Origin of the sequence: Streptomyces sp. NPDC006510 (assembly GCF_040611955.1) — a bacterium.
Lineage (GTDB): Bacteria > Actinomycetota > Actinomycetes > Streptomycetales > Streptomycetaceae > Streptomyces.
The window spans coordinates 16,971-38,870 of record NZ_JBEXPH010000072.1; the positions used below are offsets into that span (position 1 = coordinate 16,971).

18 protein-coding genes are annotated in these 21,900 nt (G+C 70.4%); 13 read left to right on the top strand and 5 right to left on the bottom strand.

Annotation, left to right across the window (positions count from 1 at the left end; genetic code table 11):
* Positions 1–145: 145 nt before the first annotated feature.
* Positions 146–688 carry a methylated-DNA--[protein]-cysteine S-methyltransferase gene (locus tag ABZY11_RS22045; protein ID WP_356480763.1) on the bottom strand — a complete coding sequence of 181 codons (543 nt, stop codon included), beginning with the start codon at positions 686–688 and terminating at the stop codon, positions 146–148.
* Between the two features lie 60 nt (positions 689–748).
* On the bottom strand, positions 749–1,696 hold the full coding sequence (locus ABZY11_RS22050) for a glycerophosphodiester phosphodiesterase family protein (protein WP_356480764.1): 948 nt from the start codon (positions 1,694–1,696) through the stop codon (positions 749–751).
* Positions 1,697–1,911: 215 nt separating this feature from the next.
* On the opposite strand from ABZY11_RS22050, the gene ABZY11_RS22055 reads away from it, so the two are divergent.
* The 5 genes from ABZY11_RS22055 (at position 1,912) to ABZY11_RS22075 (ending at position 9,109) form a co-directional block, all read left to right on the top strand.
* A complete protein-coding gene (locus ABZY11_RS22055) occupies positions 1,912–2,799 on the top strand; it encodes an MHYT domain-containing protein (RefSeq protein ID WP_356480765.1) in 888 nt (295 codons plus the stop codon).
* 62 nt (positions 2,800–2,861) lie between these two features.
* Positions 2,862–4,982, top strand: coding sequence for an excinuclease ABC subunit UvrB (gene uvrB / locus ABZY11_RS22060; protein WP_356480766.1), 2,121 nt, complete (start codon positions 2,862–2,864; stop codon positions 4,980–4,982).
* Between the two features lie 131 nt (positions 4,983–5,113).
* Positions 5,114–5,692 carry a TerD family protein gene (locus tag ABZY11_RS22065; RefSeq protein ID WP_356480767.1) on the top strand — a complete coding sequence of 193 codons (579 nt, stop codon included), beginning with the start codon at positions 5,114–5,116 and terminating at the stop codon, positions 5,690–5,692.
* Positions 5,693–5,903: 211 nt separating this feature from the next.
* Positions 5,904–7,838 (top strand): TerD family protein, encoded by a 1,935-nt coding sequence (locus ABZY11_RS22070; protein ID WP_356480768.1) that lies wholly within the window; start codon positions 5,904–5,906, stop codon positions 7,836–7,838.
* Positions 7,839–8,104: 266 nt separating this feature from the next.
* On the top strand, positions 8,105–9,109 hold the full coding sequence (locus ABZY11_RS22075; RefSeq protein WP_356480769.1) for a TerC family protein: 1,005 nt from the start codon (positions 8,105–8,107) through the stop codon (positions 9,107–9,109).
* A gap of 177 nt (positions 9,110–9,286) precedes the next feature.
* On the opposite strand, the gene ABZY11_RS22080 is transcribed toward ABZY11_RS22075, so the two are convergent.
* Both ABZY11_RS22080 and ABZY11_RS22085 read right to left on the bottom strand, forming a co-directional pair.
* Positions 9,287–9,943, bottom strand: a complete 657-nt coding sequence (locus ABZY11_RS22080; protein ID WP_356480770.1) for an MBL fold metallo-hydrolase — start codon at positions 9,941–9,943, stop codon at positions 9,287–9,289.
* Between the two features lie 10 nt (positions 9,944–9,953).
* Positions 9,954–10,643, bottom strand: a complete 690-nt coding sequence (locus ABZY11_RS22085) for a maleylpyruvate isomerase family mycothiol-dependent enzyme (protein WP_356480771.1) — start codon at positions 10,641–10,643, stop codon at positions 9,954–9,956.
* 175 nt (positions 10,644–10,818) lie between these two features.
* Between ABZY11_RS22085 and uvrA the strand changes: the two genes are divergently transcribed.
* Both uvrA and ABZY11_RS22095 read left to right on the top strand, forming a co-directional pair.
* On the top strand, positions 10,819–13,878 hold the full coding sequence (uvrA, locus tag ABZY11_RS22090) for an excinuclease ABC subunit UvrA (RefSeq protein ID WP_356480772.1): 3,060 nt from the start codon (positions 10,819–10,821) through the stop codon (positions 13,876–13,878).
* Between the two features lie 236 nt (positions 13,879–14,114).
* Positions 14,115–14,543 (top strand): Rieske (2Fe-2S) protein, encoded by a 429-nt coding sequence (locus tag ABZY11_RS22095; protein ID WP_356480773.1) that lies wholly within the window; start codon positions 14,115–14,117, stop codon positions 14,541–14,543.
* Between the two features lie 76 nt (positions 14,544–14,619).
* Here the strand turns inward: ABZY11_RS22095 and ABZY11_RS22100 are convergent, their stop codons facing one another.
* Complete coding sequence (locus ABZY11_RS22100; protein WP_356480774.1) at positions 14,620–15,546, bottom strand: hypothetical protein; 927 nt, start codon at positions 15,544–15,546, stop codon at positions 14,620–14,622.
* A 228-nt stretch (positions 15,547–15,774) separates the two neighbouring features.
* On the opposite strand from ABZY11_RS22100, the gene ABZY11_RS22105 reads away from it, so the two are divergent.
* The 6 genes from ABZY11_RS22105 to whiA form a co-directional block, all read left to right on the top strand.
* On the top strand, positions 15,775–16,422 hold the full coding sequence (locus ABZY11_RS22105) for a papain-like cysteine protease family protein (protein ID WP_356480775.1): 648 nt from the start codon (positions 15,775–15,777) through the stop codon (positions 16,420–16,422).
* Positions 16,423–16,426: 4 nt separating this feature from the next.
* Complete coding sequence (locus tag ABZY11_RS22110) at positions 16,427–17,329, top strand: hypothetical protein (RefSeq protein WP_356480776.1); 903 nt, start codon at positions 16,427–16,429, stop codon at positions 17,327–17,329.
* A gap of 119 nt (positions 17,330–17,448) precedes the next feature.
* Positions 17,449–19,485: an excinuclease ABC subunit UvrC gene (gene uvrC, locus ABZY11_RS22115; RefSeq protein WP_356480777.1), complete on the top strand. Its 2,037-nt coding sequence runs from the start codon at positions 17,449–17,451 to the stop codon at positions 19,483–19,485.
* Entirely contained in the window at positions 19,482–20,471 is a 990-nt protein-coding gene (gene rapZ / locus ABZY11_RS22120) for an RNase adapter RapZ (protein ID WP_356480778.1), read from the top strand. Before uvrC ends, rapZ begins: the two co-directional genes overlap by 4 nt.
* Positions 20,468–21,496 (top strand): uridine diphosphate-N-acetylglucosamine-binding protein YvcK, encoded by a 1,029-nt coding sequence (gene yvcK / locus ABZY11_RS22125; protein ID WP_356480779.1) that lies wholly within the window; start codon positions 20,468–20,470, stop codon positions 21,494–21,496. Before rapZ ends, yvcK begins: the two co-directional genes overlap by 4 nt.
* The coding region (gene whiA / locus ABZY11_RS22130; protein WP_356480780.1) for a DNA-binding protein WhiA at positions 21,487–21,900 on the top strand (414 nt) is incomplete at its 3' end. The genes yvcK and whiA, both read left to right, overlap by 10 nt.

Below are 21,900 nucleotides of genomic sequence, written 5' to 3' on the forward strand. Positions count from 1 at the left end.
CGAAACAGGGTGCTGCCCATGCACGGCCGGCACACCCTCCGGCGCGGGGCCGCGACCGGCGAGGCCCGGGACCCGGCGAGAGGCAGGGACTCCGAGGACCGGCTCGGAACAGCGGCCGGGGATATCAGAAACAACAGCTTGGGCATCAGAACAGCGGCTGGGGCAGCACACCCTCCAGAGCCAGCAGCTTCCGCTTGGTTTCGAGGCCCCCGCCGAAGCCGCCGAGTCCGCCGTCGCTCTCCACCACCCGATGGCACGGCACCACCACCGGCAGCGGATTGGACCCCATGGCCGCCCCGACCGCCTGCGCGGCCCCCGGCTGCCCCACACGCCCGGCGAGATCCCCGTACCCGACGACCGTCCCGTACGGCACGCCCGTCGCCAGCTCGCGGAGCACCTGGCGGTTGAAGCCGGACGTCAGCGACCAGTCCAGGGCAAGCGAGAACTCCCGTGACGTGCCCGCGAAGTAGGCCGCGAGCTGACGTATCGGCTCGGCGAGCCGGGCGGAGCCGGGATTCTCCACCGGCTCCACGCCGAGTCGCGCCCGCAGCTGCGCGACCGCCTTCTCCCGCACCTCGGGACGGGCGTGGAAGGCCACGCTCACCAGCCCCGCCCCGGTCGCGGCAAGCAGCAGCGGACCGATGTCGCTCCCGATGACGGCCCACTCGACGACCCCGTTGCTGTCCATGGGGACCACCGTACGGCCGGCGACTGACAATGGGCCGGGGAGACCGCGCCGGCCCGACGGTCAGCCCGTGGCCTCGCGCACCACATCAGGGTTGTTGGTGATGATCCCGTCCACGCCGAAGCCCGCCACCTTCGCGGCGGTCGCCGCATCGTTGACCGTCCAGGTGTTGACCCGGAGCTTCCTGCCGTGCGCGCCCTTCAGCGCGTGCACCGCGTTCACGTAGTCGGCCGAAACCGACGTGTGGGAGGGGTTGATCTGGTCCGTGAAGGCCGCGTACGACGGCAGATCGGCCACCGCGGGGGTGCCGAGGAAGCCCGTCGTCACGTCCGGACGCAGCTGGTGCACCTTCTTCACGCTGTCCGCGCCGAAGCTCTGGATGACGAGCCTGTTCTTGACGTGAGCGCGGTCGAGCCACCCCTTCTGGCGCAGCACCCGCAGGGTCTCCTTCTCGATGCCCGGGTAGGTCTCGGGGCTCTTGATCTCCAGGAGCAGCTTCTGCCGGTTGCGCTCGACCCGGTCCAGATACTGCTTGAGCGTGGGCACCCGGGTTCCGGCGAACTGCGGGCCGAACCAGCTGCCCGCGTCCAGCCGGGCGATCTCCGCGGCCGTGAAGTCCTTGACCGCCCACGGAGCCCGGTCCGGGAAGACCTCCTCGACATCGGTGGTCCGCTTCAGATCCGTGTCGTGCACGACCACCAGCACGCCGTCCTTGGTGAACTGGACATCGTTCTCCACCCAGTCGAAGCCGAGGGTGTCGGCCTTGTCGACGGCGGCCAGGGTGTTCTCCGGCGCGTAGGCCGAAGCGCCCCGGTGGGCGAAGACGACCGGGGCGGTCCGCTTCGCGTCCGCGGTCCGGGCACTCACGGTGCTGACGCCGGTGACCGCGGTCGTGTGCCCGACCGCCGTGACCCTGCTCGTGCTCCGCGCATCGGTGGTCGACATCAGAAACGCGCCGGTGCCCATCAGGGCGGCGGCGGCGAGGACGGCGGTTGCGGTACGTGCGTACACGTGTACTCCTTGCGTCAGAGTTGCGGACGGGCCGAGAGTGACAGCCGCGCCCCAACGGGGGACAGGCGAAGGATGGCCACGACGTGAACGCGGCCGACGATGCCGGGTAACGGGCCGGATTCCCTCTCGATAAAATGCAGCTCTTCTGTTTGTTTGCCGGGACTCGCGCCTTAGGGTCACCCCGAAACCCGGGCTTCCGCGAAGGGCGTACGAGCATGCAGGGCACGATCGACGGTTTCAGCTACGGAGCGGTGACGCCCGTCGCGGCCTTCCTCATGGCCTGCCTCGGCGCGGCCCTCGGACTGCGCTGCACGAACCGTTCGCTGCGCACCGAGCGTTCGTTCAAAGCCGGTTGGCTGGCCCTCGGCGCGACATCCATCGGCTCCGGCATCTGGACGATGCACTTCATCGCGATGATGGGCTTCTCCGTCGAAGGGGTGACCATCAGCTACGACAAGCCGATCACCTTCGCCAGCCTCGCGGTCGCCGTCGGCATGGTCGGCGTCGGCATCTTCATCGTCGGCTACCGCGGCGCCACCGGAATGGCCCTGGTGACCGGCGGCACGATCACCGGGCTCGGCGTGGCCACCATGCACTACCTGGGCATGGCCGGAATGCGTCTCGCAGGACAGTTCGACTACGACACGACCACCGTGGCCCTCTCCGTCGTCATCGCCGTGGTGGCCGCGACGACCGCACTCTGGGCGGCCGTCTCCGTCCACGGATTCCTGACCAGTCTCGGGGCCAGCGTCGTCATGGGCGTCGCGGTGAGCGGCATGCATTACACGGGCATGGCCGCGCTCAGCGTCCATCTGCACCCCGGCGCCCTCCCCGGCGCCGGTCCGGCCGACGGTACGACCGCACCGCTCGTGCCGCTGCTGATCGGCCCCGCCTGCTTTCTGATCCTCGCCGCGGTGGTCGTGATGTTCGATCCGCTGATGGTGATGGGCACCCCGGACTGGGACGACCCCGGGGCCCCGGGCGGGGCCGCCCGGCCGCCCGGGATACCGGCCCAGCGGCAGGTGCCGCGGTTCGGGACGCACGCCGACCCGGCGTCGTTCCACTCCCGGCCGCGAGACCCCGCACCACCCGGAGAATGGTGACCCCGGCCCGGTACACCGGCTGACCCGGCCCGGTTGTCAGTGGCGGGTCGTACGGTGGTTCCATGCGGCCCGTTTCGAAGATCGAACGTTCGGTGGCGCCTTTCGAGGTCGTCAGTCCCTACCAGCCCAGCGGCGACCAGCCCGCGGCCATCACCGAGCTGGAGCGGCGCATCCGCGCCGACGAGAAGGACGTCGTCCTGCTCGGCGCGACCGGCACCGGCAAATCGGCGACCACCGCGTGGATGATCGAGAAACTGCAGCGCCCCACGCTCGTGATGGCACCGAACAAGACGCTCGCCGCACAGCTGGCGAACGAGTTCCGCGAGCTGCTGCCCAACAACGCCGTCGAGTACTTCGTCTCGTACTACGACTACTACCAGCCCGAGGCGTACGTACCGCAGTCGGACACCTACATCGAGAAGGACTCCTCGATCAACGAGGAGGTCGAGCGGCTGCGCCACTCCGCGACGAATTCTCTGCTCACCCGGCGCGATGTCGTGGTGGTCGCCTCCGTCTCCTGCATCTACGGCCTCGGTACGCCCCAGGAGTACGTGGACCGGATGGTCCAGCTCAAGGTCGGCGACGAGATCGACCGGGACCAGCTGCTGCGCCGCTTCGTCGAGATCCAGTACACCCGCAACGACCTCGCGTTCACCCGGGGCACCTTCCGGGTCCGCGGCGACACCATCGAGATCTTCCCGGTCTACGAGGAGCTCGCCGTCCGCATCGAGATGTTCGGCGACGAGATCGAGGCGCTCTCCACCCTCCACCCGCTCACCGGCGAGGTGATCAGCGAGGACCAGTCCCTGCACGTCTTCCCCGCCAGCCACTACGTCGCGGGTCCCGAGCGCATGGAGAAGGCGGTCAACGGCATCGAGCAGGAGCTGGAGCAGCGCCTCGCCGAGCTGGAGAAGCAGGGCAAGATGCTGGAGGCCCAGCGGCTGCGGATGCGCACCACGTACGACATCGAGATGCTCCGCCAGATCGGCACCTGTTCCGGCGTCGAGAACTACTCGATGCACTTCGACGGCCGTTCGCCCGGCACCGCTCCCAACACCCTCCTCGACTACTTCCCCGAGGACTTCCTCCTGGTCCTCGACGAGTCGCACGTCACCGTGCCGCAGATCGGCGCGATGTACGAGGGCGACGCCTCCCGCAAGCGCACCCTCGTCGACCACGGCTTCCGGCTTCCCTCCGCGCTCGACAACCGCCCGCTGAAGTGGGAGGAGTTCCTGAGCCGGATCGACCAGACCGTCTACCTCTCCGCCACCCCCGGGAAGTACGAGCTGTCCCGGGGCAACGGCTTCGTGGAGCAGATCATCCGTCCCACCGGCCTCGTCGACCCCGAGGTGGTCGTCAAGCCCACCGAGGGCCAGATCGACGACCTGGTGCACGAGATCCGCACCCGCGCCGAGAAGGACGAGCGGGTCCTGGTCACCACCCTCACCAAGAAGATGGCCGAGGACCTCACCGACTACTTCCTGGAGCTCGGCATCCAGGTCCGCTACCTGCACAGCGACGTCGACACGCTGCGCCGCATCGAGCTGCTGCGCGAGCTGCGCTCCGGTGAGTACGACGTACTGGTCGGCATCAACCTCCTCCGTGAGGGCCTCGACCTGCCCGAGGTGTCGCTCGTCGCCATCCTCGACGCGGACAAGCAGGGCTTCCTGCGCTCGGGCACGTCCCTGATCCAGACCATCGGCCGCGCCGCCCGAAACGTCTCGGGACAGGTCCATATGTACGCGGACAAGATCACCCCGGCGATGGCGCAGGCCATCGACGAGACCAATCGCCGCCGGGAGAAGCAGATCGCCTACAACACCGAACGCGGCCTCGACCCGCAGCCGCTGCGGAAGAAGATCAACGACATCGTCGCGACGATCGCCCGCGAGGAGGTCGACACCGAGCAACTGCTCGGCACCGGCTACCGCCAGGCGAAGGGCGCCAAGGCCCCCGTTCCCGCGCTGGGCATCAAGCCGGCCGGATCCAAGAAGGCCAAGGGTGGCGGCGAAGCGGTCACCGACCGGCCCGCCACCGAACTTGCCGGAATCATCGAGGAGATGACCGAGCGGATGCGGGCGGCCGCCGCGGACCTCCAGTTCGAGGTGGCGGCCCGACTGCGCGACGAGGTCGGGGAGTTGAAGAAGGAGCTGCGCCAGATGCGGGAAGCGGGTCTCTCCTGAGCCCGCAGCATCTGGTGTGTTGCAGGAACGACACAAAACGGCCCCGAGCGGCCGCGCCACCGGCGCGACTGCGTAGGGTGCTGGAAAACCGCGCACGGACGGTTGCGGGGAAAGCGGAGAGGGGACAGCGCGTGACGGTCAATATGACCAAGGGTCAGGCCATCAGCCTGCAGAAGAGCGACGGGGGGACCCTGACCGCGGTGCGGATGGGGCTCGGCTGGCAGGCGGCACCGCGCCGGGGTCTGTTCGGTTCACGTACACGGGAGATCGACCTCGACGCATCGGCGGTGCTCTTCGCCGACAAGCAGCCGGTCGACGTGGTCTTCTTCCGTCACCTCGTCAGTGACGACGGCTCGGTCAAGCACACCGGGGACAACCTGGTCGGCGGCGCCGGTTCCGGCGGCGACGACGAGGCGATCCTCGTCGACCTGCAGCGGGTGCCGGTCCACATCGACCAGATCGTCTTTACGGTGAACTCCTTCACCGGCCAGACGTTCCAGGAGGTGCAGAACGCCTTCTGCCGCATCGTCGACGAGACCAACGGCCAGGAGCTCGCCCGCTACACGCTGGACGGCGGCGGGCAGTACACCGCCCAGATCATGGCGAAGGTGCACCGCTCGGGGAACGGGTGGCAGATGACCGCGCTCGGCAACCCGGCCAACGGCCGCACCTTCCAGGACCTGATGCCGTCGATCCTGCCGCACCTGTAGGCAGGGCACGACCAAGGAGGGCGCTGAAGATCTCGGTCCGGGTTCCCGGCAGCCAGGATCCTCAGCACCCTCCGGGCCGGTACGCATCGGTACCCGCAGCTCCCGGAGGCATCGGCCGCCGGGAGCTGCATCACATCGCACGCATCACATCGCGCTGCATCACATCGCAGCACCACACCGCACAGCAGCGAATCGTCGAGGGGACAGGGCAATGACGGCCGAGCTGGTCCGGGGGCAGAACCACACCTTGCCCCAGACCCGTCTGGAGATCCGGGTATCGGCCGGCACGCCCGTCGTGGCCGGCGCCACGCTCGGTGACGAGAACGGCACGGTGCACGGCACCGAATGGATCGCCCACCCGGGATCACCCCAGCTCCCCGGGCTCGAAGTGTCCAGACAGGCCGCCGCCGACCACCGGCTCGCCGTGGACCTCGACGCCCTGCCCGCCTCGGTGCACCGGGTCACCGTGCTGCTGGCCCTGCCGACGGGGGTCGGCGGCCCGGTCCGGTTCGGTGCGGTCGCCTCCCCGTTCGTCGCCGTCACCGGACTCGACGGCACCGAGATCGCCACCTTCACGCTCACCGGCCTGGACACCGAATCCGCGGTCGCCGCACTGGAGCTCTACCGCCGCCAGGGCGCCTGGAAGGTACGCGCAGTCGGCCAGGGCTACGCGGGCGGCCTCGACGCCATGCTCGCCGACCAGGGCCTGCCCCGGGCGGCCGAGCTTGCCCGCTCGATCCAGGACGCGGTCACCCGGGCGATGGCCCGCTCGGTCACCCCGCCCCCGCCGCGCACCCCGGACGCCGACCGGGTCGGAACCGGCGCCGGCCCCGTACCGCCCCGGGACGGCCGCCGGCCCGCCGCCCAGCCGCCCGAACCGCTCACGGAGCCCGCCACCCCGCCGCCTGCCGCCCCGACGGGCGGGCCCATCAACTACGCGCACCCGCGCCGCCAGGCCGCCGCACCCCCGCCACCCCCTCCCACCGCGCCGCCCGCCGAGCCGGGCCGCCCCGCACAGCCCGTCGCCGGGGACGCGACCGGCTGGTCCATGGACGAGCGCCTCTACAACCAGATCTGGGGCATGTTCGAGGACCTGGCCCGCACCACCGCCGCCTATCGCAGCGCCGTCGACTTCGCCGAGTCCCGCATGGACCAGGAGCTCGAACGCACCCTGTCCGACCCGCGCAGCCGGATCGGCGGCGCGGGGGACCGGGCCCGCACGGAGGCCCGCGCCAAGCGCGACGAGCTGACCGCCCGGGCCCGCGAGGCCCTCGACCGCGACCTCGCCCAGCTCGCCGCCGAGGCCGCCGTGGTGGAACCCGCGCTGCCCGCCGCGTTCGCGGGCTGGGACAACCCCGTCTGGCACGCCTACCGCGTCCCGATGGAGATCCCCATGGCGCTGCGCATCGGCGACCTCCACCTGCCCGAGAACCCCGGCCTGCACATCCCGCTGCTGGTCCGGCTGCCGCTGGAGCGCGGGATCTGGGTCGACAGCGGCCGCACGGCGTCCGACGCCGCTGCCCTGATCGACGGTGCCCGGCTGCGCAGCCTCGCCATGGAGTGCGCGGTCGCGCACGCGGCCCGGCTGCTGGCCGTCTACCCGGCCGACGAGTTCTCGGTCCATGTCATCGACCCGGCGGGCTCGGCGGCCGGAGCGCTCGCGCCCCTGGTCCGGTCGGGGGCGCTCGCCGGGCCGCCCGCCTCCGGTGCCGGGGGAGTGGCCTCGGTCCTCGCTCATCTCACCCGGCGCGTCGACCTGGTGCAGATGGCGCTCCGGGCCGGCGCCGCCGACTCGCTCCCGCCGGACCTGGACCCGGGCGAGCAGCTGCTGATCGTCAACGACTTCCCGCACGGCTTCGACGACCGAGCCGTCACCCAGCTGCGCTATCTCGCCGACGAGGGGCCCTCGGTCGGCGTCCATCTGCTGATGGTCGCGGACCGGGAGGACGCCAGTGCGTACGGGCCGGTGCTCGACCCGCTGTGGCGCTCGCTGCTGCGGCTCACCCCGGTCGCCGACGACCACCTGGCCGATCCCTGGGTGGGACACGCCTGGACGTACGAGCCGCCGCGGACGCCACCGGGCAGCCGGGTCCTGGAGCAGGTGCTCGCCAAGGTGGCGGCGGCCCGTCGCCCCCCGCGTCACTGAGGTGCCAGGCGCACCGGCGCCGAACCCACACCACTCCGACCAGCGCTTTTGAATGATCTTTACCCTCTCCTTTACCTTTCCTTGGTGTTCCCTGTACTGTTCTTTGGGCGGAGGGGAGTACTCCCGTACGCGGCGTTCCCGTCAATACGGACCGTGACCGGTCCCGGGGCGCCGGCCCGTGGTGCGCAGCCCGCGCGCCCGGGTGGAAGAGACCTCCGGCAGCGACGACGCTGATCAAGTAGCCGTAGCGAACTGCCGGAGGCGCAGTGGACGTTTCATGGACCCTCTGGGTGCTGACCATTCTTGGTCTGTCAGCCCTCATCGCCGTCGACTTCTTCATCGGGCGCAAGCCCCATGACGTGACGACCAAGGAAGCCGGGATCTGGACGATCGTCTGGATCGCGCTGGCCGCCCTCTTCGGGCTCGGCCTGCTGGTCTTCGGTGAGAGCCAGGCCTCGGGCGAGTTCTTCGCCGGCTTCATCACCGAGAAGTCGCTCAGTGTCGACAACCTCTTCGTCTTCGTCCTGATCATGGCGAAGTTCTCGGTGCCCTCGCACCTCCAGCAGCGGGTGCTGCTGGTCGGTGTGCTGATCGCGCTGGTGCTGCGGGCGATCTTCATCGCCGCCGGTGCCGCCGTGATCGCCAACTTCTCGTGGGTCTTCTACATCTTCGGCGCGTTCCTGATCTACACCGCCTGGAAGCTCATCCAGGAGGCGCGGGCCGACGAGGAAGAGGAGGAGTTCGAGGAGAACCGTCTTCTCAAGACGATCGAGCGCCGGTTCGGGGTGGCCGACCGCTACCACGGCACCAAGCTCTTCATCCGGAACAACGGCAAGCGCGTCCTGACACCGCTGATGGTCGTCATGCTCGCCATCGGCACCACCGATGTGCTGTTCGCCCTGGACTCCATCCCCGCGATCTTCGGCCTGACCCAGGACCCGTACATCGTCTTCACCGCCAACGCCTTCGCCCTGATGGGGCTGCGGCAGCTGTACTTCCTGATCGGCGGGCTGCTGAAGAAGCTGGTCCACCTCAGCTACGGGCTCTCGGCCATCCTCGGCTTCATCGGCGTGAAGCTGGTGCTGCACGCACTGCACGAGTCCGGAGTGCACGTCCCCGAGATCTCCATCCCGGTGTCGCTCGGCGTGATCTGCGGCGTGCTGGTGATCACCACGATCACCAGCCTCATGGCCAACAAGAAGCAGGCCAGGGCGGAGGCGGCCGAGAAGGCGGACGAGGTCGCCGACAAGGGCGCGGGCATCGACGCCTGACGCGCCGGACGGCCCCGCGGCCGTGCGGCCGGACCCGAACCGGCACCGGCCGGGGCGAGCAACAGTCCGTTGCCCGCCCCGGCCGGTGCGTTTCCGTACGGTGGCTCCCCGGTCCGGGGAAGCCGTGGCCGACCGGCCCGCGCTCACCTCACGCGCGCGGGCCCGGTGCGGCCGGAGTCACCAGCCGCGGGCGCGCCACTGCGGCAGCTGCGGACGCTCGTCGCCGAGCGTGGTGTCGTGGCCGTGACCCGGATAGACCCATGTCTCGTCGGGCAGCTGGCCGAAGAGCTTGGTCTCCACGTCGTGGAGCAGGCTCGCGAAGGCCTCGGGGTCCTTGTGCGTGTTGCCGACCCCGCCCGGGAAGAGGCAGTCCCCGGTGAACAGGTGCGGGGCGCCGTGCGGGTCGTCGTAGACCAGCGCGATGGAGCCCGGGGTGTGACCGACGAGATGACGGGCGGTCAGGGCGACCCTGCCCACCCGGACCGTGTCGTTGTCGTCGACGAGGACATCGGTCGGGACCGGGATGCCCTCGGCGTCGTACCGCCCGGCGTAGGTGCGCGCTCCGGTGGCCGCGACCACCTCGCCCAGCGCCTGCCAGTGGTCGCCGTGCCGATGGGTGGTGACGACGGACGCGATGCCGTCGTCACCGATCAGCCGCAGCAGCGTCCCGGCCTCGGCGGCCGCGTCGATCAGCAGCTGCTCGCCGGTGGCTCGGCAGCGCAGCAGATAGGCGTTGTTGTTCATCGGGCCGACGGCGACCTTGGAGATCATCAGATCCGTCAGCTCGTGCACATCGGCACGCCCGCCGACCTTGACCGCTCCGCTGTACGTCATACGTCTCAGCCTATAGCGGGGGCAGTACGGGAAGAGGGCCGCCCTCGACGGTCAGCGCCGCCCCATCGCGGCGCCCGCAGAGCCAGCCGAGCAGTTCGGGGGCCGTGCCCCGGACCGTGACAGGGGCGCCCTCCGCACCGCCGCCGGTCGTCCGGACCGGTCCCTTGTCGTCGGTCATCCTCGTGGACACGACATCGGGGTGCCCGTCGAACCGCTCGGCGAGGAAGTCGATCTCCCGGGAGACGAACTCCTCCGGCAGGTCCTCCAGCTCGTAGCCGATCCCCAGGTCGACATGGTGCAGCTCGACCTCGACGCGGCGGCGGAACGGGACCCGGGAGGCGGAGTCCGTCACACCGTTGCGCAGGGTGACCGTACGGGACCAGTCGGCCGGGGCCGAGGCGGCGGCCTCGAAGCGGGCCGCGCTCCCGGCCAGGTCGGCCAGCTGCTCGGCCCGCGGCCGGGGCGCGTCGCGCTCGATGTCGCGGTCGCGGGTTTCGCTGTCTGCGTACATGGGCCGGCCCTGGAGAACATTTACGAGCGCGTCGGCGTTACGAGAGAGGTGCGCAACGACATGGCCCCGGCTCCAGCCCGGCAATCGCGACGGCTGGGCGAGTGCGGCGGCGTCCAATTTCTCGGTGGCGCTGAGCAGTCGATCGGTTGCTTCACGTACGGCGTCCAGGTCGCGCGCATGATCAATCATGAGGCTGAGCCTAGCCTCGCCACTCATTCGGGTGAAGGAGTCCATGGGCGTCCGTAAATCGAATGCGCGTGCTATACGCTCGGGGTCGAAAGCTTCGTACTCCGCTGTGGCGCCCCCCATACCCTGGGACAGGGGCTCAGTTCCCCCACTTCTCTCCAGAAAGGTGCGGACCGGCGTGGCCGACCGTCTCATCGTCCGTGGCGCTCGCGAGCACAACCTCAAGAACGTCTCGCTCGACCTCCCCCGCGACTCCCTCATCGTCTTCACCGGGCTCTCCGGGTCGGGCAAGTCGTCCCTCGCGTTCGACACGATCTTCGCCGAGGGCCAGCGACGCTACGTGGAGTCGCTCTCCTCGTACGCCCGTCAGTTCCTCGGCCAGATGGACAAGCCGGACGTCGACTTCATCGAGGGCCTCTCGCCCGCCGTCTCCATCGACCAGAAGTCGACCTCGCGCAACCCGCGCTCGACGGTCGGCACCATCACCGAGGTCTACGACTACCTCAGGCTGCTCTTCGCCCGGATCGGCAAGCCGCACTGCCCGGAGTGCCGCCGGCCCATCTCGCGCCAGTCGCCGCAGGCGATCGTCGACAAGGTGCTCGGCCTGCCCGAGGGCAGCCGCTTCCAGGTGCTCTCGCCGCTGGTGCGCGAGCGCAAGGGCGAGTTCGTCGACCTCTTCGCCGATCTGCAGACCAAGGGCTACAGCAGGGCCCGGGTCGACGGCGAGACCATCCAGCTCTCCGAGCCGCCCACGCTGAAGAAGCAGGAGAAGCACACCATCGAGGTGGTCGTCGACCGTCTCACGGTGAAGGACGGCGCCAAGCGCCGGCTGACCGACTCGGTCGAGACCGCGCTCGGGCTCTCCGGAGGCATGGTCGTGCTCGACTTCGTCGACCTCCCCGAGGACGACCCCGAGCGTGAGCGGATGTACTCCGAGCACCTCTACTGCCCGTACGACGACCTCTCCTTCGAGGAGCTCGAACCGCGCTCCTTCTCCTTCAACTCGCCCTTCGGCGCCTGCCCCGACTGCACGGGTATCGGTACGCGGATGGAGGTCGACCCGGAGCTGATCGTCCCCGACGAGGAGAGGTCGCTCGACGGGGGCGCGATCCACCCCTGGTCGCACGGCCACACCAAGGAGTACTTCGGCCGGCAGATCGACGCGCTCGCCGCCGCTCTCGGGTTCCGTACGGACATCCCCTGGGCCGGGCTGCCGCAGCGCGCCAGGAAGGCCCTGCTCTTCGGCCACAAGATCCAGACCGAGGTCCGCTACCGCAACCGCTACGGACGGGAGCGCGCGTACACCACGCCCACGTTCGAAGGCGCGGTGCAGTTCGTCAAGCGGCGGCACGCCGACGCCGAGAGCGACTCCAGCCGGGAGCGTTTCGAGGGCTATATGCGCGAGGTGCCCTGCCCGACCTGTGAGGGCACCAGGCTCAAGCCGATCGTCCTCGCGGTGACGGTGATGGAGAAGTCCATCGCCGAGGTCGCCGCGATGTCGATCAGCGAGTGCGCCGAATTCCTCGGCCGGATGAAGCTCAACGCCCGCGACAAGAAGATCGCCGAACGGGTGCTGAAGGAGGTCAACGAGCGGCTGAGGTTCCTCGTCGACGTCGGTCTCGACTACCTCTCGCTCAACCGCGCGGCCGGCACCCTGTCCGGCGGCGAGGCGCAGCGCATCCGACTGGCCACCCAGATCGGCTCCGGCCTGGTGGGCGTGCTGTACGTGCTGGACGAACCATCCATCGGCCTGCACCAGCGGGACAACCACCGGCTGATCGAGACCCTGGTCCGGCTCCGCGACATGGGCAACACGCTCATCGTCGTCGAGCACGACGAGGACACCATCAAGGTCGCCGACTGGGTCGTCGACATCGGCCCCGGTGCCGGTGAGCACGGCGGCAAGGTGGTCCACTCCGGATCGCTCAAGGAGCTGCTGGTCAATGGCGAGTCGATCACCGGTCAGTATCTGACCGGCGAGAAGCAGATCCCGATGCCCGACATCCGGCGCCCCGTCGACCCGCAGCGCAGGCTCACGGTGCACGGCGCCCGGGAGAACAACCTCCAGGACATCGACGTCTCCTTCCCGCTCGGCCTGCTCACGGCCGTCACGGGCGTCTCGGGTTCGGGAAAGTCGACGCTGGTCAACGACATCCTCTACACCCACCTGGCGCGAGAGCTGAACGGCGCCAAGTCGGTCCCCGGCCGGCACACCCGGGTCGACGGCGACGACCTGGTGGACAAGGTGGTGCACGTCGACCAGTCGCCCATCGGCCGGACCCCCCGGTCCAACCCGGCCACGTACACCGGCGTCTTCGACCATGTCCGCAAGCTGTTCGCGGAGACGATGGAGGCGAAGGTGCGCGGCTATCTGCCGGGCCGCTTCTCCTTCAACGTCAAGGGCGGCCGCTGCGAGAACTGCTCCGGCGACGGCACCATCAAGATCGAGATGAACTTCCTGCCGGATGTGTATGTCCCGTGCGAGGTCTGCCACGGAGCGCGCTACAACCGGGAGACCCTGGAGGTCCACTACAAGGGCAAGTCCATCGCCGAGGTGCTGGACATGCCGATCGAGGAGGGCCTGGAGTTCTTCGAGGCCGTTCCGACGATCGCCCGCCACCTCCGCACGCTCTACGAGGTGGGTCTCGGATATGTGCGGCTCGGCCAGTCCGCGCCGACCCTCTCCGGCGGTGAGGCGCAGCGCGTGAAGCTCGCCAGCGAGCTGCAGAAGCGCTCCACCGGCCGTACGGTCTACGTCCTGGACGAGCCGACCACGGGGCTGCACTTCGAGGACATCAGCAAGCTCATCAAGGTGCTCTCCGGGCTGGTCGACAAGGGCAACTCGGTGATCGTCATCGAGCACAACCTCGATGTGATCAAGACCGCGGACTGGGTCATCGACATGGGCCCCGAAGGAGGCAGCGGCGGCGGCCTGGTCATCGCCGAGGGGACTCCGGAGGAGGTCGCCGGGGTTCCGGCCAGCCACACCGGCAAGTTCCTCCAGGGCATCCTGGACCCGGACCGGGTGAACGAGGCCGCGGTGCCCGCGGCCCGCAAGCCGGTGCGGAAGGTGGCCGCGAAGAAGGCGGTCGCCGCGAAGTCGACCCCGGCGAGGAAGACGGCCACGGCCAGGACGGGCGCGGGCCAGACCGCGAAGTCCGCCACGGCCAAGACCGCCAAGACGGCTGCGGCGAAGAAGCCCGCGGCGAAGAAGGCGACCCGCGCGCGCAAGGCCTGACGCCCGTGCGCCGGGGCGGCGGCTCCCGGACCCCGGGGGCCGCCGCCTCCGTTCTGCCGCCACCGGGCCGCTGACCAGCGAAGACCGGCCTCGGGTGGCCCGGCCGCAGGGCCGTCCGTCTCCGCCGGTATCGTCGGTTCTGTCACCGATGGCTCCGATGCCCGCGGTACTCCTGGTACTCGCGGTGCGTCGGTTGTGTCCGGTGCCCATCCGCCCCTCTGACCAGTGGAGACCGCATGTCCGGCCAGCCCGCCGCCCGCCGTACCGTGCTGAAGGGTGCCGCTCTCGCCGGCGCCGCCGGGCTGGGAGTGGCCGCCTGCTCGACCGAATCGAAGCTCGGCCACGCCGAGACGCCGACGCCGACCGCTCCCGTCGAGCTCGGCTCGCCGGACGAGGTTCCGGTCGGCGGATCCAAGCTCTACCGCAACCAGCGGGTCATCGTGAACTGCCCGGCCAAGGGCCAGTACAAGGCGTTCAGCGCCCAGTGCACCCACGCGGGCTGCCTGTTGGACAAGGTCGAGGACAACGTGGGGCGGTGCCCCTGCCACGGCAGCCACTTCGACACGACGACCGGCAAGGCGATGCACGGCCCGGCGACCGCGCCGCTGCCCTCCGTCCCGGTCCGGGTCGAGGGCGGAAAACTGGTCGCGGGCCCCGACGCCTGACACCTCCCCGAAGCCCGATACCGCCGCCCCCGGCCCCGAAGCCCGATACCGCCCCCGGCACCGGCCGGGGGCGGATTCACTCCCAGTCCCAGTCGATGCCGACCAGACCGGGCCGTACCCCCTGCTCCACCAGGTGAACGGTCCGGTGCCTGCCAGTCAGCGTGAGGTCCGTGCGGGCGCTCCGCGGCGCCCCCGCCGAGACCTGGGCGAAGCGCCGGCACCGTACCGGCAGCGCGGCCTCGTCGAAGGCCACCTGGAGCACGTACTGCCCGCCGCCGAAGCTGAACCCCCGCACGTACTCCCCGCTCGGACCACCCGTGCCGTCGTCGAAGCCGTAGCCGAAGAGGTACGTGTCGCCCGCCCTCAACCGGGTGTCGAAGAGCAGCTCGGCGACGAGTACCCCCGTCTCGCCGTCCCAGCGGACCCGCCCCGTCCGGCAGTTCTCCCCGGCCGTCACCGTCACCCGCGCCGGATCGCAGCCCGGATCGCCCCGGTGGACGGCGAGGTAGCGGTCGATGTCGTCCCGGTGGGCACGCACCACATGCTGCGACTCGCGCTGCCGCAGCTCCCGGCCGGGACCGATCCGTACCCGCTCGTGATGCCCCACCGTGTGCAGTCCGCCGTCCACCGGTGAACCCATGGCCGCGAGCAGCCGCTCCACGGCGCCGGACGACTCCATCAGGGAACGGTACGAACGCGCGGCCGGACGGTCGGCCTCCGGGCGTGCACCCCCGGTTCCCAGCAGCCGGAGCAGCGAGTTCCCCGGCAGCCCCAGCACCTCCTCCAGCGCCTTCACAGCCCGCAGGGACTCGGCGCGCTGCGGGCGCCTGGCCCCTTGCTGCCAGTAACTCAGGCTCGTCACCCCGACCTTGACGCCGCGGTGCGCGAGATGGTGCTGCACCCGCTGGAGCGGCAGCCCCCGCACGGAGAGGGCGGTGCGCAGAGCCAGATGGAACGGGCCGGTGTGCAGCACCTGCGCCAGTTCGGCCTCGCTGTGCTGCATGGGGACCTCCAGGTGAACGTTCACGACGCGGGGTGGGGAGACCTCGTCGGCAGGGGGCGTGCCGCAGGTGGCCGGGGGAGGGCCGTTCACGTATCCGCCACGCCGTTCACACCGCGATGTTCCCCCGCATTGAAGCGTGTTGACCCGTCTCCGACAACGGTCGATGCTCCTCGAACAGCGTCCGGACGCTCTCCTCCGATCCCACACCCCCGCCTCGGGAGGAACGTCATGCGTAACCGAAAAATCCGAACGGGACGGCTCCATGCCGTGGCCGCCCTGGCCGCCGTGCTCCTCGCCGGGCCGACGGCGACCGCCTCGGCGGCCCCGGCGCCCACCACGGACGTCTCCGCCGCGCGGACCGCCACCACGACCGGCCCGGCCGTCGGTGCCCTCGCCGCCACCCAGCGGCTGAACATCACCATGCAGGCCCAGCAGAAGACCAACTGGTGCTGGGCGGCGTCCGGCAACACCATCGCCACCTGGTTCGGCCGCAACTACTCGCAGAATCAGTTCTGCAACGCCGCCTTCGGCCGCGCCCAGGGCTACGAGTGCCCCAACTCGCAGGCCTCGCTCGGCGATGTCCAGGACGGTCTGTACTGGGCCGGCATCAACCCCGGTTCGTACGTCACCGGCTGGCTGCGCTACCCGACCGTCCAGGCCGAGATCGCCGCCGGCCGCCCCGTCGAGACCCGCATCCAGTGGTCGTCGGGCGGTGGACACATGCATGTCCTGTACGGGTACGACGACTCCGACAGCTGGGTCTACTGGGGCGATCCCTGGCCCTCCAGCAACCGCTACAACTGGGCCTCGCACGCCTGGTACGTGAACAACAACGAGTTCTCCTGGACCCACTCGCTCCACCGGATCGGAGCGTGACGGAATGATCCGCAAGACCGCACGGTCCGCACACGTCATACGGTCCGCACGCGCCGCACGGCCTTCGCGGGCCGCCCGGTCCGTGGCCGCCGCCCTGGCCGGCACCGGCGTACTGGCCGGCACCGCCCTGTTCACCGTCGCGGCCCCCGGGGCGGCCGCCGCCACCGGACCCACAGCGGGCCCGGCCGCCCTGGCAGCTGCCCGGAAGGCGGCCACCGACCCCGCCACCCTGGACACCCTGGCCCGCTTCTTCGCCCGCGAGGGCACGGTCACCAGGTCGGCGGCGGTTCCACGCATCGAGGGCGCCGCCGTCCCCGTGTACACGCTCGATCCGGACTTCGTGGCCGGGAAGCCGGGGGCGCCCGTCGCCAGGCTGGACTACCTCGCCACCACGGCCGTCTCCGCGGACGGTCAGAAGGCGTCCCTGTGGACCCTTCCGAAGGAAGGGAAGGACGGCGGCTGGCAGGTGGTGAACATCGCCACCGGCGACGACGAGACCCGGTACGCCGCCGCGGGCGCGCGCAAACTCCCCGGCGGGACGGTCTTCCGTGAGCCGCAGGTGGACGCCTGGTACGTCCGGAAGGGGACGAAGGTGCTCCCGCTGGACCAGGACGCGGTCCGCGCGGTCGGCGCCCGCGGCACGACGACGGCCGCCTACCGCGCCCGGGTGCGCGATGCCTACGGCGACAAGCTCCCCGGCTCCGGATACGCCCGCTCCGGCAAGGCGGGCGGCTACTCCCCGCCCGCCGCCCCCGGCAGCCGGGAGACCGGGACGGTCGCCGCGAGCACGGCGTCCGGCACGGCGCTGACCGCCACCTCGACCGCCGCCGGAGCGGGCGCCCTCGTCGCACTCGCCCTCAGCGGTCTCACCGTCCTGCGCAACCGTCGCCGCCGGGAGAGCCAGTGACCGGCCGCGGCATCCGCTGACCCCGTGCTCCGGGGCGCGCTCCCGCGATCCGCGCCCCGGAGCACGGCACCACGTGCGGCCCGGCCGCACTGTCACTGCCCGCAAGTAGGGTGGGACACATGGCAGACCCCTCCAGCTACCGCCCCAAGCCGGGACAGATCCCCGACTCCCCGGGGGTCTACAAATTCCGCGACGAACACCGCCGGGTGATCTACGTCGGCAAGGCCAAGAACCTGCGCCAGCGCCTGGCCAATTACTTCCAGGACCTGGCCGCGCTCCACCCGCGTACGCGCACGATGGTCACCACGGCGGCCTCGGTGGAATGGACGGTGGTCTCCACGGAGGTCGAGGCCCTCCAGCTGGAGTACTCCTGGATCAAGGAGTTCGACCCCCGGTTCAACGTCAAGTACCGCGACGACAAGAGCTATCCGTATCTCGCGGTCACGCTCAACGAGGAGTTCCCGCGCGTCCAGGTGATGCGCGGAGCCAAGAAGAAGGGCGTGCGCTACTTCGGTCCGTACGGGCACGCCTGGGCGATCCGCGAGACCGTCGACCTGATGCTCCGGGTCTTCCCGGTGCGCACGTGCTCCGCCGGAGTCTTCAAGAACGCCGCCAGGACCGGCCGCCCGTGCCTCCTCGGCTACATCGGCAAGTGCTCGGCCCCCTGCGTGGGCCGGGTCACCCCCGAGGAACACCGCGAACTGGCCGACGACTTCTGCCACTTCATGGCCGGCCGGACCGGTACGTACATCCGCCGCCTGGAGAAGGACATGATGGCGGCGGCCGAGGAGATGGAGTACGAACGGGCGGCCCGGCTCCGCGACGACGTGGAGGCCCTCAAGCGGGCCATGGAGAAGAGCGCCGTCGTCCTGGCCGACGCCACCGACGCCGACCTGATCGCGGTCGCCGAGGACGAGCTCGAAGCCGCCGTCCAGATCTTCCACGTACGCGGCGGCCGGGTGCGCGGCCAGCGCGGCTGGGTCACCGACAAGGTCGAGAACGTCGATACCCCGGGCCTGGTCGAGCACGCCCTCCAGCAGCTGTACGGCGAGGAGGCGGGCGACGCCGTCCCCAAGGAGGTCCTCGTCCCGGCCCTGCCCGAGGACCCGGACGCGGTCTCCCAGTGGCTCGCCGGCCGCCGGGGCTCCCAGGTCAGCCTGCGCATCCCGCAGCGCGGCGACAAGAAGGACCTGATGACGACGGTCCAGCGCAACGCCCAGCAGGCGCTGGGGCTGCACAAGACCAAGCGCGCCTCCGACCTGACCACTCGCTCCCGCGCCCTGGAGGAGATCGCCGAGGCTCTCGGCCTCGACACCGCCCCGCTGCGCATCGAGTGCTTCGACATCTCGCATCTCCAGGGCGACGACGTGGTCGCCTCGATGGTCGTCTTCGAGGACGGCCTCGTCCGCAAGAGCGAGTACCGCCGCTTCCAGATCAAGGGCTTCGAGGGCCAGGACGACGTCCGGTCGATGCACGAGGTGATCGGCCGCCGGTTCAAGAGATACCTCCAGGACAAGGAGCGGACGGGGGAGTGGGAGGAGACCCCCGCCGAGACCGGACCGGTCCCGGACCCCACCACCGCCCCCGACACCGCCTCCGATCCGGACGCCGAGCCCCGCGAGGACGACGGCCGTCCCAAGCGGTTCGCCTATCCGCCGCAGCTCGTCGTGGTCGACGGCGGCCAGCCGCAGGTCGCCGCGGCCAAACGGGCCCTCGACGAGCTGGGGATCGACGACATCGCCGTCTGCGGCCTCGCCAAGCGCCTCGAAGAGGTCTGGCTGCCCGATGACGACGACCCCGTCGTCCTGCCCCGCTCCAGCGAGGGCCTCTACCTCCTCCAGCGCGTCCGTGACGAGGCCCACCGCTTCGCGATCACGTATCAGCGCGCCAAGCGGGCCAAACGCATCCGTTCCAGCCCCCTGGATGCCGTCACCGGTCTCGGGGAAACCCGGAAACAGGCGTTGATCAAGCATTTCGGCTCCGTGAAGAAGCTGAAGCAGGCGACAATCGACGAGATCTGCGAGGTTCCGGGGATAGGCCGCAGGACGGCGGAATCAGTGGCTGTCGCCCTCGCCTCGGCCGCCCCGGCCACGCCCGCCGTGAACACGGCGACAGGAGAGATCATTGAAGAGGACGACGGGGGCAGCACGACATGACCGAGCGTGAAAACGAACACCAAGCCGAGCGCGAGCAAGCAGTCGAGCACGGCGGCACCGACCGAGCAGACGGAGCAGGACACGTGAGTACGGGCACCACGAACGAGACGGGCGACGGGAGTGCGACCATCCCCGAGCTGGTGATCATCTCGGGGATGTCGGGCGCCGGGCGCAGCACGGCGGCCAAGTGTCTGGAGGACCTCGGCTGGTTCGTCGTCGACAACCTGCCACCCGCGCTGATCCCCACCATGGTCGAGCTCGGCGCCCGCTCGCAGGGCAACGTGGCACGGATCGCCGTCGTCGTCGACGTCCGGGGGCGCCGCTTCTTCGACAACCTGCGCGAATCCCTCGCCGATCTGGAGGCCAAGCACGTCACCCGGCGGATCGTCTTCCTGGAGTCCTCCGACGACGCCCTCGTCCGCCGCTTCGAATCGGTCCGCCGCCCGCACCCCCTCCAGGGCGACGGCCGGATCGTCGACGGCATCGCCGCCGAGCGCGACCTGCTGCGCGAGCTGCGCGGCGACGCCGACCTGGTGATCGACACCTCCAGTCTCAACGTGCACGAACTGCGCGCCAAGATGGACGCCCAGTTCGCCGGCGACGAGGAGCCGGAGCTGCGGGCCACGGTGATGTCGTTCGGATTCAAGTACGGCCTGCCGGTCGACGCCGACCTGGTGGTCGACTGCCGCTTCCTGCCCAACCCGCACTGGGTGCCCGAGCTGCGCCCGTTCACCGGGCTCAACGAGGAGGTCTCCGCCTACGTCTTCGACCAGCCCGGCGCCAAGGAATTCCTCAACCAGTACACGGAGCTGCTCCAGCTCATCGCCGCCGGGTACCGCCGCGAGGGCAAGCGCTATGTGACGATCGCCGTCGGCTGCACGGGCGGCAAGCACCGTTCGGTCGCCATGTCCGAGAAGCTGGCGGCCCGGCTCGCGACCGAAGGCATCGAGACCGTCCTCGTCCACCGGGACATGGGGCGCGAGTGACCAGCCGCAATCTGCGCCTGCGACGGCTGCGCAGAGCCACCTCTGCGCTGCCCGGCCGCAAGACGCAGCCCAAGGTCGTCGCCCTCGGCGGTGGCATGGGCCTGTCCGCGTCGCTCGCGGCGCTCCGCCGGATCACCGGCGATCTCACCGCCGTGGTCACCGTCGCCGACGACGGCGGCTCCAGCGGCCGGCTCCGCGAGGAGCTCGGCGTGCTGCCGCCCGGCGACCTGCGCAAGGCGCTCGCCGCCCTGTGCGGTGACGACGACTGGGGCCAGACCTGGGCGCGGGTGATCCAACACCGCTTCCAGTCCAAGGGCGATCTGCACGAGCACGCGGTCGGCAATCTGCTGATCGTCGCGCTCTGGGAGCAGCTCGGCGACCACGTCCAGGCGCTCGACCTGGTCGGCAAGCTCCTCGGGGCGCACGGCCGGGTGCTCCCCATGTCCGCCGTTCCGCTGGAGCTCCAGGCACTCGTCCGGGGCCACGACCCGGCCCGCCCGGACGACGTGGACACCGTGCGCGGACAGGCCACCGTGGCGCTCACCCCCGGCGAGGTGCAGTCCGTCCACCTCGTCCCGCACGACCCGCCGGCCGTCCCCGAGGCCGTCGCCGCGGTCCTCGACGCCGACTGGGTGGTGCTCGGTCCGGGGTCCTGGTTCTCCTCCGTGATCCCGCACCTGCTCGTCCCGGAACTGCTCGACGCGCTCGTCGAAACCAAGGCCCGCAGGGTCCTCTCGCTCAACCTCGCACCGCAACCCGGTGAAACTGATGGCTTCTCACCGCAGCGTCATTTGGAGGTTTTGGGACGACACGCCCCTAAACTCGCCCTGGACGTGGTGCTGGCCGACGAAGCCGCTGTGCCCGATCGTGAGTCCCTCGCCGACGCCGCCAAGCGGCTCGGCGCCGCGGTCGAGCTGGCGCCGGTGGCCTCACCCGACGGCGTTCCGATCCATGATCCGGAGCTGTTGGCCGCCGCGTACGACCGTATTTTTCGGATGCATGGAAGGATCGGCCCATGGCGATGACGCCAGCGGTGAAGGACGAAATCTCTCGGCTTCCCGTGACCCGGACCTGCTGCAGGAAGGCAGAAGTCTCGGCGATTCTTCGGTTCGCGGGTGGGCTGCACCTGGTGAGCGGCCGGATCGTGATCGAGGCCGAGCTGGACACCGGGAACGCGGCGCGTCGGCTGAAGCGGGACATCCTGGAAATCTTCGGGCACAGCTCGGAGCTGATCGTGATGGCTCCCGGCGGACTGCGGCGCGGCTCGCGCTTCGTCGTACGGGTGGTGGCGGGCGGCGACCAGCTGGCGCGCCAGACCGGTCTGGTGGACGGCCGCGGCCGTCCCATCCGCGGACTGCCCCCGCAGGTGGTCTCGGGGGCCACCTGCGACGCCGAGGCGGCCTGGCGCGGGGCCTTCCTGGCCCACGGC